Genomic DNA, 14763 nt, shown 5'->3' with positions numbered 1-14763 from the left:
CAGACAGGCGGCCGGAAGTCCCAGCGCTGTCCGCAGGGCTTCCAGATCGTGCCGCGACAGCGGGTTCTGCAGGTAATCGATGACCGTCGGCTCGATGCCGGCGGCGCGGATCAGCGCCAGGGTCTCGCGGGATTTGCTGCAGGCGGGATTGTGGTAAAGCGTCACGGAATGCATGACGGCATTATACGGCGGTCCGGCGACTCTTCAAATGTGCGGATAGGCGCATGCCGAGCAATACGGCAAGAAGCGTAAAGCACCGGCTCGCGGATATCCGATTTCACCAGCCACCAGAAATGCAGAACGGCCAGAATGCCGATGGCATACACCAGCCGATGCAGGCGCTGCCAGTTCTTTTTCAGCAAACGCATCATCCATCGGTTCGAGGTCAGGGCCAAGGGCAACAGAAGCAGCCAGGCCGTGAACCCGACGGTGATGAACGGCCGTTTCAGGATGTCGGCGCCGATCTGCGACCAATACCCGCTGCCCAGATCGAGGAACAGATAAATCGCGAAATGCAGACTGGCATAGAAAAAGGCATACAGACCGATCAATCGACGGAAGCGGATCGGCCAGGCCTGTTTCACCAGCATCCGGATCGGCGTCATGGCCAGGCTCAGCAGCAGCAGACGCAGCGCCCATTCGCCGGTCTGGTGGGTCAGTGCGGCCACCGGGTCGGCACCCAGCCGGTCATTGAGGGCGTTGTTGATGAGCAAGACCGCCGGCAACAAGGCCAGGGCATGCGCCGCCGACTTCAGGCCGAACCAGCGCCAGTCCACGCGGCTCAGAACCATTTACGCAGATCCATGCCTTTGTAGAGATGCGCCACCTGCTTGGCATAGCCGTTGAAGGGCAGGGTGGCGATGCGCTGCGCGAACAGTTTGCTTTCCGTTCCTGCGATGCGGCGTTCACTGGCCTGGCTCCAGCGCGGATGGTCGACCGCTGGGTTGACGTTGGAATAGAACCCGTACTCCTCGGGCTGCAGCATGTTCCAGCTGGTCTGCGGCATTTTCTCGGTGAACACGATGCGCACGATCGACTTGATGCTCTTGAAGCCGTATTTCCAGGGCACCACCAGCCGCAACGGCGCGCCGTTCTGGTTCGGCATCGGCTTGCCGTACATGCCGGTGGCCAGCAGCGCCAGCGGGTTCATGGCCTCGTCGATGCGCAGTCCCTCACGGTAGGGCCAGGGGATGCTGTCGTAGGCCATGCCGGGCATCTGTGCGCGGTCGGCCTTGCTGTAGAACGCCACGTATTTGGCCTTCGAGGTCGGCTTGAAGCGTTTCAGAACCTCGGCCAGCGGGACGCCCTGCCAGGGAATCACCATCGACCAGCCCTCCACGCAGCGCAGGCGGTAAATGCGGTCCTGGACGGCCATGCCCTTGAGCAGCTTGTCGAGGTGGTAGGCGCCGGTAATTTCCGCTTCGCCCTCCACCGACACCACCCAAGGTGTCGTTTTCAGACTGTGGGAAGTGCGGGCAGGATCGGCCTTTCCGGTGCCGAATTCATAGAAATTGTTGTAGGTGCTGGCATCTTCGAAGCGCGTCTGAATATCGGTGGTGCGGAATCCGTCGGGGCTGTCCTTCGGACGGTTCACGGCCAGAGGCTCCTTGGCTTCACTGCAGCCGGCCAATGCCAGCAGCGGGCTGGCCAGGCCGGCACCAATCAGTTCACGCCTGCGCAGGAATACTGATTCGGGGGTGATTTCGGAGGCGGGAATGCGGCTCATGTCATCCATCATCTATCCTTTTGCAGAAGGCGGCTTCACGGATTGGTCGCGGTTCCGCGTTTAAACTTATCCGGCCAATGAAAATCGAACAGGCTTTCCCGTCCCAGTATGCCGTCAATGCGGCAAGGAATTGTGAACCATGAACGTCTGCGTCATCCCCGGTCTGAATCTGCGTGTGTCCCCCGAACAGGTCCCGGCGCCCCAGACCCCGATGCCTGCGGCGCAGGATGGCGGCGTCGCCATTCTGGCCGGCGGCTGCTTCTGGTGTACGGAGGCCGTATTCGGCGCCCTGAACGGCGTTCACGGCATTGCCCCGGGCTATGCCGGCGGCCGGGCCGATCGCGCCAATTACGAGGCGGTATGCACCGGTGTGTCGGGCCATGCCGAGGCCATCAAGATTGAATACGATCCCGCCGTGATCGGTTTCCCGGCGCTTCTGCAGGTGTTCTTTGCCGTGGCACACGATGCGACCCAGTTGAACCGGCAGGGCAATGACATCGGCAGCCAGTACCGTTCCGCCGTTTTCCCCCAGGATGGCCAACAGGAACAGGTGGCGCGGTCCTACATCCGCGAGCTGGATGAGGCCGGCATTTTTCTGGCGCCGATCGCCACGACCATCGAGCCCGGGCAGGTGTTCTACCCGGCCGAGCCCTATCATTTCGACTATGCCGCACGCAATCCGGACCAGCCCTACATCCGCGGTGTCTCCGCGCCCAAGGCCGGAAAGCTGCGCCAGTTTTTCCCGCATTTGCTGAAACCGGCGGATTGACGCCCGGGACGCATTATCCTGGAATTGTCCGTTTATAATCGGACAGGGCGCACCGGCGCCGTTCATTCATCCGTTTCTGGAGATTCCATGCGTTTTGTCCTGACTTTGGTGTTTTTATCCTTTTCGGCAGCGACCGCCGCCGCCGAGCCGATCGATTACGCGGCACTGGCGAAAATCCGCCAGGAAGGGTTTTCCAATTCCAAGGTCATGGAAACCGTGACCGCGCTGACCGAGAAGATCGGTCCCCGTCTGAGCAATTCCCCGCAGATGAGCGCGGCCAACGCCTGGACGCGCGACCAGCTTGCCGCGTGGGGTCTGAGCAATGCCCGTCTGGAATCCTTCGGTCCGTTCGGCCGAGGCTGGCAATACCAGTCCGCATCGGTCAACATGACCGCGCCGCGTGCATTCACGCTCAGCGCCTTGCCGAAGGCCTGGACGCCCGGCACCGCCGGTCCGGTCGAGGGCGAGGCCATGCTGCTGGTGGCGAAAACCCGCGAAGACCTGGAAAAACACAAAGGTCAGCTGAAGGGGAAAATCCTGTTCATCAGTGATGCCCGGGAATACAAGCCGGCCGACAAGCCCGATTTCACGCGTTACGACGAAGACAAACTGAAAGAACTGCAGACCTTCACCATTCCGGCGCCGGCCGATGTCAAAAAGCGCGCGGCCGATGCCGAAGCCTTCCTCAAGCAGCGCGAATTCAGCACCTTCAGCAACCGTTTCATGGCCGAAGAGGGGGTATTGGCCACGGTCAGCCTCAGTTCGTGGGACAACGGCATCCTCCGGGTCATGGGCGGCGGTTCGCGCAAAGCCGGCGAACCGGTCGGCGTGCCGGCTTTGGTGATGATTACCGAGCATTACAACCAGATCCTTCGCCTGCTCGAGAAAAAGGAAACGGTCCGTCTTGCGCTCGATGTCAGGGCGCAGTTCACCTCCGATGACGACCGGATGGCCAACAATACGCTGGCCGAACTGCCGGGCAACAGCCTCAAGAACGAAGTCGTGATGATCGGCGCCCATCTGGATTCCTGGCATACCGGCACCGGTGCCGCCGATAATGCCGCCGGCGTGGCGGTCATGATGGAAGCCATGCGCATCCTGAAGGCCAGCGGCCTGAAGCCCCGGCGCACCATCCGCATCGGCCTGTGGAGCGGCGAAGAGCAGGGTCTGCTGGGCTCGGCCGCCTATGTCGGGCAGCATTTCGCCGAATTGCCGGCGCCGACCGATCCCAAGCTCAAGGATCTGCCGCGCTCGCTGCAGGAAAATCCGTTGCCGCCGGTGTACAAAGCCGATCATAAACGTATTTCGGCCTACTACAATTACGACAACGGCGGCGGCCGCATCCGCGGCATCTATGCCCAGGAAAATCTGGCCGCGGCCGAAATCTTCAAACAGTGGATCGTGCCGATGGCCGACCTGGGCGTGACCACCGTGACCAACCGCAATACCGGCAGTACCGACCATATTTCCTTCGACCGCGTCGGCATCCCCGGCTTCCAGTTCGTGCAGGACAACCTCGATTATTTCACCCATGTCCACCATACCCACCTCGATGGTCTGGACCATCTGCAGGCGGAAGATCTGCGCCAGTCGGCGGTGGTGGTGGCCACGCTGGCCTACCTGACCGCCATGCGTGACGCACCCCTGCCGCGCAAAGCCCAGCCCTGAGTCCGGAGAGTCCATGAATTGCCGTCAACGTTTCTGCTTTGCATTGTTCGCGCTGTTGCTGCCGGCGGCATCGATGGCGCAGCTCCCGGGACTGGGCAAGCCCGAACCGGCGCCTGCCGAGGAAAAGGCGGAAGCGCCGGCCACCATCCCCATCGCCAACATTCCGCTGAAGGCGGAGGAAGACGAGCGTTTCATCCAGGAAGCCATGCTGAGGGCGCAGTCCTCCCACAAGGCCGAAGCCATGGCCCGGCAACTGAAGGAAATCCAGAAAAGCGTCAATACCCTGTCGCAGAAGTCGCAGACCGTAAAACTCGAGGGCGTCCAGATTTCCCGGCTCGAAAGTCTGGATCGGCATTGGAGTTTCCTCGACCGTGAATTGGCCCAGTGGCAGGGCCGGCTGCAATCGTCCGCAAAGCCGCTTTCCGAGGATGCCGCCGAACTGGCCGCGCGCAAGCAGGTCTGGATAAATACCCGTACTGCCGCCGCCGAGACGCTGGCGCCACCCTTGCTGCGCAGCTTGGATGACCTCCTGGTCGAATTCGAAAAGGCTGACCGAACGATCTCCCAGCCCCTGACCAAACTGCTGGACCTGGGCCGTGACGCCAGCATCATCCAGGCCAGCGTCAGCCGCAACCTGGCGGCGGTACGCAAGCAGATTGCCGCAGTCGACCATGACCTCGCAGTGCTCGATTCCGACAATCTCTATGTGGCACTGACCGCATCCAAGACCGATCAGGCCGGGGATCTGGAATCCTTGAAGAAGGGGCTCAGCATCGAAGAGGATTTCAGGGCGGAGTTCGACCGGTCCAATGAAAAGCCGGAGCGGGTATTCTGGATTTTCGCCGCGCTGCTGCTGCCCCTGTTTCTGTGGCTGGCCTACAGCGCCCGTACCCTGCTGAAAGGCGATTCCCGGCTGGAACAGTACCGCAAGACCCTGACCCGGCCGTTCTCGGCCTGGTTGCTGCTGACCGTGATGGGGCTGCTGATTCTGCAGATGTCCGGACCGATGATCCGCATCCAGCTGCTGATGTTGCTGGCCTGGCTGCCGGTCATGCGCCTGCAGCCGCAACACGTGCACGACGGCATCGGACGCTGGATGTACCTGACCGCGGTTTTCTATGTCATCAATCTGGTGGCCTTTCTGCTGTCCCAGAACCCGCTGCTGTTCCGTCTGACGGTGCTGTTCAACGGGCTGCTGATGCTGGCCACGCTCGCCTGGCTGCTTTACCGTTCCCGCACCGCACTCAAGGCACGGACCAGTCGGCAATTGCTGGTGCTCAGGATCATCATCGGGCTGAGTGCCGTGGTCATGCTGGTGGCAGTCGTCTCCAACATCATCGGCAACGTCACCTTGGCCGGAATGCTGACCGATGCCACGCTCGACACCGCCTACATGGGTCTGTTCCTGTTCGCGGTCGGAAACGTGGTGCGGGCCTTCTCGCGGTTCCTGTTCCGCGCTACTGCCGAAAAGCTGAAGTCCAGGACGCAGCATGCCGGCGGGCTGCTGGACGTGATGTCGGGCCTGTTCAATTTCGCGCTGGTCGCGCTCTGGCTGTACGGTGCGATGTCGGCTTTCCGCATCTTCCGGCCGATGATGGCGCTGGTGAAATCGATTGCCTCGTTCGCCATCGAGTTCGGCAATATTTCGATCACCATCGGCAGCATCGTGCTTTTCGGCGTTTCCGTGTACCTGTCGTTCTGGCTGGCAAAAACCATCCGGGGCGTGCTTTCGGAGGACATCCTGCCGAACATGGAACTGCCGCGTGGCGTGGCCAACAGCATTTCGTCCCTGTCCTATTACGCGCTGCTGGTGTCCGGATTGATGGTGGCACTCGCCGCTGCCGGGTTCCACATTTCCCAGCTCGCCCTCATACTCGGTGCGCTCAGCGTCGGTATCGGCCTCGGTCTGCAGGATGTGGTCAAGAATTTCGTTTCGGGCCTGATTCTGATGGTCGAACGGCCGGTCCAGCCCGGCGACATCGTGGAAGTGTCGAACACCACGGGCAGGGTGCGCGACATCGGCATGCGCGCCACCACGCTGACTACTTTCGAGGGTGCCGATGTCATCGTGCCGAACGGCATGCTGCTTTCGGAAAAAATGATCAACTGGACCCTGAGCAGCGATAACCGCCGGATCGAGATCGCCATCGGGGTGTCCTATGAAGCCGACCCGAAAACGGTGCTGGCCCTGCTTTCGGAAGTTGCCGGAAAAGCCGCCGGCGTGACCCATAATCCGCCGCCCTCGGTGGTGTTCACCGGATTCGGCGCCAATTCGCTGGATTTCAGCGTGCGGGCCTGGACCGAAAATTACGATGATGCCGTCTTCGTGCGCAGTGCCCTGGCGGTGGATATCCATGCCGCATTGACCGGAGCCGGCATATCCATTCCCTTTCCGCAGCGCGATCTGCATGTGCGCTCGATCGACCCCGACATTCTCAGTCAATTGCAACGGAGCAGCCCATGAACACGCCAGGCGATCTGCCGCAGCCGATCATCGATCTTTATGATGAATACACCCATGCGCCGCTCGACCGGCGCGTGTTCCTCAAGCAACTGGCGTCGCTGGCCGGCAGCACGGCCGCCGCTTATGCCCTGTTGCCCCTGCTGGAAAATAATTACGCGCACGCGGCACTGGTGCCGGAGTCCGACAGCCGCCTGAGAACGCAGTCGATCGAATTCAGCGGCCCCAAGGGCATGCTGAAAGCCTATCTGGCGCAGCCTTCGGGCAAGGCCAAACGCGGATCCGTACTGGTGATTCATGAGAACCGCGGCCTGAACCCGCATATCCGCGATGTTGCCCGCCGTGTCGCGCTCGCCGGCTACAACGCCCTGGCCCTGGATTTCCTCAGCCCGCTCGGCGGCACGCCGGACAACGAAGACACCGCGCGCGAATGGTTCGGCAAGCTCGACCGTGCCGAGACGGCGAACAACGGTCTGGCCGCATTGGCCCATCTGAAGACGCTGCCGGAAAGCAACGGCCGTACCGGCGCCGTCGGGTTCTGCTGGGGCGGCGGCATGGTCAATCAATTGGCGGTGTTCGCGCCGGATCTGGATGCGGCGGTCTGTTTCTACGGCATGGCGCCGGAATCGGCTCTGGTGCCGCAGATCAAAGCGCGGGTGTTGCTGCACTACGCCGGGCAGGACGAGCGTATCAATGCCGGACGCGCGGCCTATGAGGCGGCCCTGAAAGCCGCCGGTGTCCGGTACGAAAGTTATCTCTATGATGGCAAGCAGCATGCCTTCCACAACGACACCAACACCGCGCGCTACGACAAAGCAGCGGCCGATCTGGCCTGGACGCGCACGCTCGCGCTGTTTTCGAAAACCCTGTAAGGTTTACAGGGTTTCGTCGAGCAGGCGGGCCAGACGGACTCCGGCCAGATACAGGCGGTCATAAACTACCGGCAGGAAGCGGTAGCCGTATTCGTAACCGAGTTTCGGCATCGCTTCCGCCGCCACGGGTTCACGGCAATAGGTCAGATAGGTGACCGGAGCATTCGGCGCCACTGCTTCCGGCGGATAGAGGTCAGCCCGGAGCTTCTTGGATTCCTGTGACCAGCTGCGCAGGTCGCCGCGCTTTGCGGCGGCGATGTCGGCGGCGGTACGGCCCTGACTGGCAAACCCGGCCAGTTCGGTGTAGCTCAGGCCGTTGCTTTCGATGATTTCACCGTCCCAGACCGAATGCAGATTCGTCGCTTTGCCGAACCAGGTCACCCGGCAGGTATTGCCGCCGCGATCATTGCCACCGCCCACATGCAGCGGCTGGTGGGCATCGCCGACAAGGTGCACCACGAAACGCAGGGCCTCGGCGCGTTCGGTTTTCGGGGCGCGGGTGTTTTTCAGGATGGCCAGCTGCTTGTCCACTTGGGTCAACAGAAAGCCCGTATCCTTGGTTTCGTCCGCGGAATGGAAACGTTCGTCTTCATCCTGCCAGGTGGTGTAATGCCAGTTGAAGGTATGACCGTAGCGTTTGGGGTCGGAGCGGATTTCATCGGCCCAAGTGGACGCATAAGCCAGATCATGGCCGTCGAGCAGGGCGCGGGCCTTTTTCACCGTTTCAGGGCGCATGTGCGCTTCGGCAATCTCGCCGATGGCGCGGTGGCCGGTCTGACCCCAGGCCGATACCTGCTGCGCGGACAGGAGCAGGCTCAGGCACCACAGAACACGGAACGGACGCATCATCGGATTATCTCGGCAGGGTCAGGCGACCATTATCGCTGAAGCGCACGGTGCCGAACAGGCCGCTGTCGAGCCGGCCGCGCACTTCGTAGCCGATGCCGTTCGGCGGCGGTTGCTGCATCAACCGGAACGCCTGGCCGAGGGCATCCAGCGTCGAAACGGTCACCGGCAGATCATAGAGCAGCTCGCCGTATGCCGGGACTTTGCCCGGGACGTTGCTGAGGCCGGTCGCTACCCGCTTGCCTTCGACATAGAGATCGACCACGACCCCGTTGTAGTTGATGTCGACCCGGTTCGGATTCTGGATGCGCAGCTTGACCTTGAAACGCAGCTCGCTGCCCTGTCCGGCCAGCGGTACGATGCCGGCCACGCCTATGCGCGGCGGATCGTATTCGGGCAAAGACGCGCAGCCGGCCAAAATAGCCAGAATCAGAACCGAAAACAACAGGCGGAAGGCGTAAAGACGGGCGGAAAGCATGGACGGGCTCCGGGAAGATTCGGCACAGTATGCCCGATGCCCGCTGAAATCGGCGGCTTTGCGAGCGGCAACCGGAGCGCCTATTCAGTCCGGATTCAAGCGCGGATCAGGGCTGCCAGGCGTAGCCCAGCTTCAGGAACAGCGAACGGTTGGTCTGGAAGCTGTCGATGCTGTCGGAGCCGAAGTAATTGTCGCTGTACCCGGCATAAAACACCGTGCGCGGATTGATTTTGTAGGAGTACACCAGCTGGGTGCCGAAATCCGACAGCTCGGCGTCGGTCTGGCCCGGGTTCAGGCTCAGGTCGAAGTCGGTGGTTCCGTATTGGACGGCCAGACGCAGGCGCTGACGCAGATTGAATTGCCAGGACAGCCGTGTGTCCAGCAGCCGCGCGTGGTAAACCGTGCCGCCGTCGCGGCGGAGCGCTTCATCCACGTAATTCAGGTTCAGACTGATGTTGTCGTTGATGCTTCCGGTCACGCCCGGCTCGAAGGTCGTGATGCGGCCCAGTGCGTTGTTGCGGAAGTCGATCTGATCGCCGCCGCGGTAGAACAGCTCGAACTGCCAGGACTTGAACGGCGTGAACTGGCCGTAGAACGTATAGAAGGTTTCGTCATAGTTGACGCCGCGCCAGTAACGCACACGCTGCCCGCCGCCGGCCTGCAGGAAGCTCTGCATCTTGCCGTTGGCGCTGACATAGGCTTCGATTTCGCGTTCCATCAGTCGCTCGACGCTGACCTGATGGGTGATGTCCCAGTCGCCGTTGACCGAGATCTGGTTGAAGAAATGGTCCTTCGGGTACCAGCGGTAGGCGCCGCCGACCACTGACTTGGTGAAGTCGACCTGGCCGATGAAGCCCATGTCGGCACGGAAGCCCGGGTCATAACTCAATTGCCGCAGATTGAATGACTTTTCGCGGTCGCTGTAGTTGTAGGCCAGAAAATAGGCATCGCCGGAAAACGGATCGGCCGAGTAACCCAGGGCATCGTCGGTTTCGCTGTGCATCAGCTGCGCGGTCAGGGTATGGCCGCCTTTTTGCCATTTGCCGTCGACCGCGGCCAGCGTGCTGCTGTAATCGCCGCCGCTGCGGTGGGTGACCAGCGTGCCGATGTTGGAGGTCGAGTTGAAGTTGTAGCGGTAGGTGCCGACCAGATCGGTCGATTCGGCATTGATCAAACCGATGCGTGAACCGTAGGGTCCCGGACGCAGCACATTGGTCTGGGTATCGCTGGCTCCGAAGAATCCGTAGGTGTTGTCGCCGCTGCGGCCGGTGAAGCGGGCGCCGTAATCGGGATCGGCGATGTTGCGGGTATACACCAGTTCGTTCGGGGTGCTGAAGAAATCCGCGCTTTCCAGGAAGAACGGCCGTTTTTCCGGATAGAACAGCGCGAAGTTGGTATTGACGTCGAGCTGCGCGCCGTCGATTTCGATCTGCGAGAAATCCGGATTGTACGTCGCGCTCAGCGTGTTGTTCGGCGTCGGCGACCAGGTCAGGTCGAGACCGAAATCGATGTTGCTGCCGTCACTGCTGAAGGCCTGCCCGGGCGCGTTGCGGTATTGCCCGTAACCCGCGGTGAGGGTCGGATTGACCAGGATGTTCCTGCCCGGATCGGCATGCGCGAAGCCGCTGATCTTGTTCTGCTGGCACAGGTCGCATTTGTTGTTGCGGTCGTCCTTGCGGTCGGAATACACGAAGCGGTTCTCGCGCGGACGGATGCGAATGAACTGGATGCCCCACACCTGGGCTTCGGTGGAATGCTTGAATTTCAGGCTGGAGTAGGGGATATCCATCTCCACGGTGTAACCGTCGGCATCGATCTGCGCCCCGGAATCCCAGATGGCATCCCAGGAATCGTCTTCGTTGCCGTTGGTTTCATCGTAAGTCAGGTCCATCTGCACGCCGCGTGCGCTGACGAAGAACTGCAGGGCGCGCTGCTGGGTATTGAAGGTGTCGACCCGGATACCCAGAAAGTCGTCTTTATAGGCGCTGTCCCGGTCGCGCAGGACCGCTGCGATCTTGGACGGGTCCGGATCCTTGGCTTTGAAGGCGATGCGCAGGCTTTTGCCGGAGTCCACGACGTAAACCGTGGTTTCCGCGCCTGCCGGCGTGTTCTCGCCCGGGCCGATTTCATACGGCATGGCGGTAACCGCGGCCTGCTGCCAGAACGGTTCATCGAGCTTGCCGTCGGCCTTCATCGCACCTTCGATGCGCGGGATGCTGAGTGCCGGCGTGTTCTGGGCGGCAAGGACGCCGGGGACGGCCAGGGCCAGCAGATTGAGGGCGAGCGGAAGTTTTTTCATGGGGTATAAAGGGGGCTAGTATTGCGGTCATTATGGACAGCCGGGGCGGGGTCGGCTTGTGCCATAAGTCATTGCCGGGGTTTGCTATCATGGAGCCATGAATACACCGCCCATCCGCCTCACCGAATACAGCCACGGCGCCGGCTGCGGCTGCAAGATTTCGCCGCAGGTGCTCGACACCATCCTGGCCTCGCGTCTCGACCTGAAAACCGATCCGAACCTGCTGGTCGGCCACAGCAGCAAGGACGATGCCGCCGCCTACGATCTGGGCGACGGCCGGGTCATCCTCAGCACCACCGACTTCTTCATGCCGATCGCCGATGACCCCTTCGATTTCGGCCGGATTGCCGCTACCAATGCCATCAGCGATATCTATGCCATGGGTGGCAGCCCGATCATGGCCATCGCCATACTCGGCTGGCCGGTCAACCTGCTGCCGCCGGAAGCGGCGCAACGGGTGGTCGATGGCGGACGGCAGGCCTGCCACGATGCCGGCATTGCCCTGGCTGGTGGCCACAGCATCGATTCCCCGGAGCCGATTTTCGGCTTGGCGGTCACCGGGCAGGTGGCCAAGGCTCATCTGAAGCAGAACAACACGGCCGAGGCCGGTTGCCTGCTGTATCTGACCAAGCCGCTCGGCGTGGGGGTGCTGACCACGGCCCAAAAACAGAAGAAACTGCAGCCCGAACACGATGGATTGGCCATCGCGACCATGTGCCAGCTGAACAGTGTCGGTGCCAAACTCGGGCCGATGCCAGGCGTGAAGGCGGTCACCGATGTCACTGGTTTCGCGCTGCTCGGCCACCTGTTGGAAATGTGCGAGGGCAGCGGCGTGCAGGCCGAGCTCGATATCGCGGCCATACCCGTGCTCGAGCCGGTACCCGGATATATCGCTTTGGGCTGCGTGCCGGGCGGAACCGGCCGTAATTTCGCCAGCTACGGGCATAAGGTAACCCCGCTGAGCGAAAATCAGAAAGCCCTGCTGTGTGATCCGCAGACCAGCGGTGGCCTGCTGATCGCCGTTGTGCCCGAGTCCGTCGTGGAGCTTGAAACGCTGCTGCGCAGTGCCGGCATCGTTCCGCACTGCATCGGCCGCCTTCAGGCGCGTACCGACGGGCCGTGGGTGCGCCTGCGTTGAGCCGGCCGGACAGCCGCGATTTCAACCGGCTGTTTCTGGCCGATACGCCGCTGATCGATACCCGTTCCCCCGGGGAGTTCGCCGAGGGTGCATTTCCGCACGCGGTCAATCTGCCGCTGATGGACGATGACCAGCGGGCACAGGTCGGACGCTGTTACAAACAACAGGGCCAGCAGGCCGCAATCGCCCTCGGTCACCACTTGGTGCAAGGTGCACTCAAGGAGAGCCGGATAGCCGCCTGGCTGGCCTTTGCCAAAACCCATCCGGAAGGTTATGTGTATTGTTTCCGGGGCGGGCTGCGTTCCCGCATCAGCCAGCAGTGGATGCAGGAAGCCGGCATCGCTTATCCACGCATCATCGGTGGCTACAAGGCCATGCGCCGGTTTTTGCTCAACCAGTTGGAGCTATCGGCGAAGCACTCCTATGTGATTCTCTCGGGTCAGACCGGCTGCGCCAAAACCCGCCTGCTGCACGGGCTGGACAATGCCATTGATCTGGAGGGGCTGGCCAATCACCGCGGCAGCGCTTTCGGCAAGCGGCTCGGCGGGCAACCAAGCCAGATCGGGTTCGAGAATGCCCTGTCCATCGCCCTGCTCAAGCGCCGGCATGCCCGGCCTGAGGCAACCGTGGTGCTGGAAGATGAGAGTCGCCTGATCGGCCGCATTGCCGTACCCGATGTGCTGCGGGAAACGACACTGCGAGCGCCTCTGGCGGTGGTCGAGATGCCCTTGGCGGAGCGCGTTGAGCACACCTTCCACAATTACATCCTGCGCAATCTGGCCGATTGGCAGGCGCATGCCGGCGACATCGCCGGGTTCGCGGCCTTCGCCGAGGAACTCCGGCAGAATCTGGCGACCCTGCAGCGCCGGCTCGGCGGACACCGCCATAGCCAGTTGCTGACTGAGATGAATACGGCCTTGGCGGCGCATGCCCGCGGCAATCCGGAAGCGCATCGGTCCTGGATCGAATTGCTGTTGCGCGACTACTACGATCCGATGTACGCCTACCAGCTTGGCCTGAAAGCCGAACGCGTGGTGTTCCGCGGCAGTTATGCCGAGGTCGCCGCCTATCTGGGCAGTGCACGCTAGATCTGCAACACTGAATTGCGGCTTTGCCGTTGGTCATCCGGCAGCGATTGCCTACACTGGAGGCCTGATCAGGAGCGACCATGAGCCTTTCCCGCATGCCCGCAGTGTTCATCGGCCACGGCAGCCCGATGAATGCCATTACCGACAACCCGTTCCGCAGGGCCTGGGCGGCACTCGGGCGTGAATTGCCGAAGCCACGCGCCGTGCTGTGCATTTCGGCGCACTGGGAAACGCCTTCGCCCCGGGTGTGCGCTGTCGCGCAACCGGAAACCATCCACGATTTCGGCGGCTTTCCCGCCGAGCTGTTCGCCGTGCGTTATCCCGCGCCGGGCAGTCCGGCTTTGGCGCAGCAGGTGGCCGCACTCAGCGCCGGCACAGTCGAACCTGACCTGCGCTGGGGTCTGGACCATGGCGCCTGGCAGGTATTGATGCATCTGTTTCCGCAGGCCGATGTGCCGGTGGCGCAACTGAGTCTGCCGCGCGCCTATACGCCACGGCAGCATGCGGATCTGGCCCGGTCGCTGGCCCCCTTGCGCGATGAAGGCATCATGGTCATCGGCAGCGGCAATATCGTGCACAACCTCCGCTTGTTGGCACCGGGCGGCGTTACGCCGGAGTGGGCGTCCGACTTCGATGCCGCGGTGGCCGATGCCATTGAACAGCGTGACCTGGAAGCCTTGGCTGATTACCGGAATTTCCCCGGCGCCGCGCAGGCCGTGCCCACGCCCGAGCACTACTGGCCGCTGCTGTATGTGATGGCGATGGCGGCGCCCGATGAGCCCTTGCAGATGTTCAATACGGCCTACGACTGGGGCTCGATCAGCATGCGCAGCCTGCGCGTCGGTTAATCCGGCTCACAGGGTATCCAGTCGCGCGCGCAGTGCGGCGGCGTGTTGCCGGATCGCGTCGGTTTCGGCCGTATCCATGGCCGCCAGATTGCGATACACCATGCCGATACGGGGGTTTTTGGCAAGACGCTCGGCGTGGCGCAGGTGGAAATCCCAGTACAGCGCGTTATACGGACAGGCTTTCGGCCCAACCCGTTGGTCGCGCTTGTAAGCGCAGCCACGGCAGTAATCACCCATGCGGTGCATGTAAGCCGCGCTTGCCGCATACGGTTTGCTGGCCAACAGACCGCCATCGGCGAATTGGCTCATGCCCAGCGTGTTCGGCAGTTCAACCCATTCGAACGCGTCGATGTAGATGCCCAGATACCAGCGGTGCAGGGCTTGTGGATCGAGACCGGCCAGCAGGGCGAAGTTGCCGATCACCATCAGGCGTTGGATATGGTGGGCATGGGCATGCTTGAGCGAATTGCCGATGCTCTCCTGCAGACAGCGCATGCGGGTGTTTCCGGTCCAGAACCACGCGGGCAAGGGCGCATCATGCCCCAGTGCATTGTTGCTGTCGTACCCCGG

11 protein-coding genes and 2 pseudogenes are annotated in these 14763 nt (G+C 62.1%); 7 read left to right on the top strand and 6 right to left on the bottom strand.

The features are described 5' to 3' along the window. Positions 1-181: 181 nt before the first annotated feature. Together Q0W88_RS07910 and msrP are read right to left on the bottom strand one after the other, a co-directional pair. Positions 182-791 (bottom strand): annotated as a pseudogene (locus Q0W88_RS07910) (protein-methionine-sulfoxide reductase heme-binding subunit MsrQ). Beyond that, entirely contained in the window at positions 782-1735 is a 954-nt protein-coding gene (gene msrP, locus Q0W88_RS07905; RefSeq protein ID WP_297801899.1) for a protein-methionine-sulfoxide reductase catalytic subunit MsrP, read from the bottom strand. Before msrP ends, Q0W88_RS07910 begins: the two are co-directional and overlap by 10 nt. Before the next feature lie 130 nt (positions 1736-1865). On the opposite strand from msrP, the gene msrA reads away from it, so the two are divergent. The 4 genes from msrA (at position 1866) to Q0W88_RS07885 (ending at position 7496) form a co-directional block, all read left to right on the top strand. Then, positions 1866-2495, top strand: coding sequence for a peptide-methionine (S)-S-oxide reductase MsrA (msrA, locus tag Q0W88_RS07900; RefSeq protein ID WP_297801897.1), 630 nt, complete (start codon positions 1866-1868; stop codon positions 2493-2495). A gap of 87 nt (positions 2496-2582) precedes the next feature. After that, the gene (locus Q0W88_RS07895; RefSeq protein ID WP_297801895.1) at positions 2583-4163 is read left to right on the top strand and encodes a M20/M25/M40 family metallo-hydrolase; all 1581 of its coding nucleotides are present in this window, start codon (positions 2583-2585) and stop codon (positions 4161-4163) included. 13 nt (positions 4164-4176) lie between these two features. Continuing rightward, positions 4177-6627 carry a mechanosensitive ion channel domain-containing protein gene (locus tag Q0W88_RS07890; protein WP_297801893.1) on the top strand — a complete coding sequence of 817 codons (2451 nt, stop codon included), beginning with the start codon at positions 4177-4179 and terminating at the stop codon, positions 6625-6627. After that, entirely contained in the window at positions 6624-7496 is an 873-nt protein-coding gene (locus Q0W88_RS07885) for a dienelactone hydrolase family protein (protein WP_297801892.1), read from the top strand. Before Q0W88_RS07890 ends, Q0W88_RS07885 begins: the two co-directional genes overlap by 4 nt. Positions 7497-7499: 3 nt before the next feature. Here the strand turns inward: Q0W88_RS07885 and Q0W88_RS07880 are convergent, their stop codons facing one another. The 3 genes from Q0W88_RS07880 to Q0W88_RS07870 form a co-directional block, all read right to left on the bottom strand. Beyond that, positions 7500-8345, bottom strand: a complete 846-nt coding sequence (locus Q0W88_RS07880) for a S1/P1 nuclease (RefSeq protein WP_297801890.1) — start codon at positions 8343-8345, stop codon at positions 7500-7502. Positions 8346-8349: 4 nt separating this feature from the next. After that, entirely contained in the window at positions 8350-8820 is a 471-nt protein-coding gene (locus Q0W88_RS07875; protein WP_297801888.1) for an LEA type 2 family protein, read from the bottom strand. Between the two features lie 106 nt (positions 8821-8926). Then, the gene (locus tag Q0W88_RS07870) at positions 8927-11119 is read right to left on the bottom strand and encodes a DUF5916 domain-containing protein (RefSeq protein ID WP_297801886.1); all 2193 of its coding nucleotides are present in this window, start codon (positions 11117-11119) and stop codon (positions 8927-8929) included. Between the two features lie 97 nt (positions 11120-11216). Here Q0W88_RS07870 and selD point away from each other — a divergent pair, with 97 nt between their 5' ends. From selD to ygiD, 3 genes are all read left to right on the top strand, one after another. Beyond that, positions 11217-12257 carry a selenide, water dikinase SelD gene (gene selD, locus Q0W88_RS07865; protein ID WP_297801882.1) on the top strand — a complete coding sequence of 347 codons (1041 nt, stop codon included), beginning with the start codon at positions 11217-11219 and terminating at the stop codon, positions 12255-12257. Further along, positions 12254-13345, top strand: a complete 1092-nt coding sequence (gene mnmH, locus Q0W88_RS07860; RefSeq protein ID WP_297801880.1) for a tRNA 2-selenouridine(34) synthase MnmH — start codon at positions 12254-12256, stop codon at positions 13343-13345. Before selD ends, mnmH begins: the two co-directional genes overlap by 4 nt. A gap of 80 nt (positions 13346-13425) precedes the next feature. After that, positions 13426-14193: a 4,5-DOPA dioxygenase extradiol gene (gene ygiD, locus Q0W88_RS07855; RefSeq protein WP_297801878.1), complete on the top strand. Its 768-nt coding sequence runs from the start codon at positions 13426-13428 to the stop codon at positions 14191-14193. 6 nt (positions 14194-14199) lie between these two features. Here the strand turns inward: ygiD and Q0W88_RS07850 are convergent. Beyond that, positions 14200-14763 (bottom strand): annotated as a pseudogene (locus Q0W88_RS07850) (cryptochrome/photolyase family protein); the annotation flags it as partial.

It is taken from the genome of Arenimonas sp. GDDSR-1 (assembly GCF_025980345.1).
Classification (GTDB): domain Bacteria; phylum Pseudomonadota; class Gammaproteobacteria; order Xanthomonadales; family Xanthomonadaceae; genus Arenimonas.
The sequence above is the reverse complement of the archived record's forward strand: the minus strand, read 5'-3'. Positions and strand labels throughout refer to the sequence as shown.

What these genes read in the sequence shown, in the direction of transcription:
- selD (WP_297801882.1), top strand. Translation starts at nt 11,217, where the DNA reads ATGAATACACCGCCCATCCGCCTCACCGAATACAGCCACGGCGCCGGC.
- Q0W88_RS07885 (WP_297801892.1), top strand. Translation starts at nt 6,624, where the DNA reads ATGAACACGCCAGGCGATCTGCCGCAGCCGATCATCGATCTTTATGAT.
- msrP (WP_297801899.1), bottom strand. Translation starts at nt 1,735, where the DNA reads ATGGATGACATGAGCCGCATTCCCGCCTCCGAAATCACCCCCGAATCA.
- ygiD (WP_297801878.1), top strand. Translation starts at nt 13,426, where the DNA reads ATGAGCCTTTCCCGCATGCCCGCAGTGTTCATCGGCCACGGCAGCCCG.
- Q0W88_RS07875 (WP_297801888.1), bottom strand. Translation starts at nt 8,820, where the DNA reads ATGCTTTCCGCCCGTCTTTACGCCTTCCGCCTGTTGTTTTCGGTTCTG.
- Q0W88_RS07880 (WP_297801890.1), bottom strand. Translation starts at nt 8,345, where the DNA reads ATGATGCGTCCGTTCCGTGTTCTGTGGTGCCTGAGCCTGCTCCTGTCC.
- msrA (WP_297801897.1), top strand. Translation starts at nt 1,866, where the DNA reads ATGAACGTCTGCGTCATCCCCGGTCTGAATCTGCGTGTGTCCCCCGAA.
- Q0W88_RS07870 (WP_297801886.1), bottom strand. Translation starts at nt 11,119, where the DNA reads ATGAAAAAACTTCCGCTCGCCCTCAATCTGCTGGCCCTGGCCGTCCCC.
- Q0W88_RS07890 (WP_297801893.1), top strand. Translation starts at nt 4,177, where the DNA reads ATGAATTGCCGTCAACGTTTCTGCTTTGCATTGTTCGCGCTGTTGCTG.
- Q0W88_RS07895 (WP_297801895.1), top strand. Translation starts at nt 2,583, where the DNA reads ATGCGTTTTGTCCTGACTTTGGTGTTTTTATCCTTTTCGGCAGCGACC.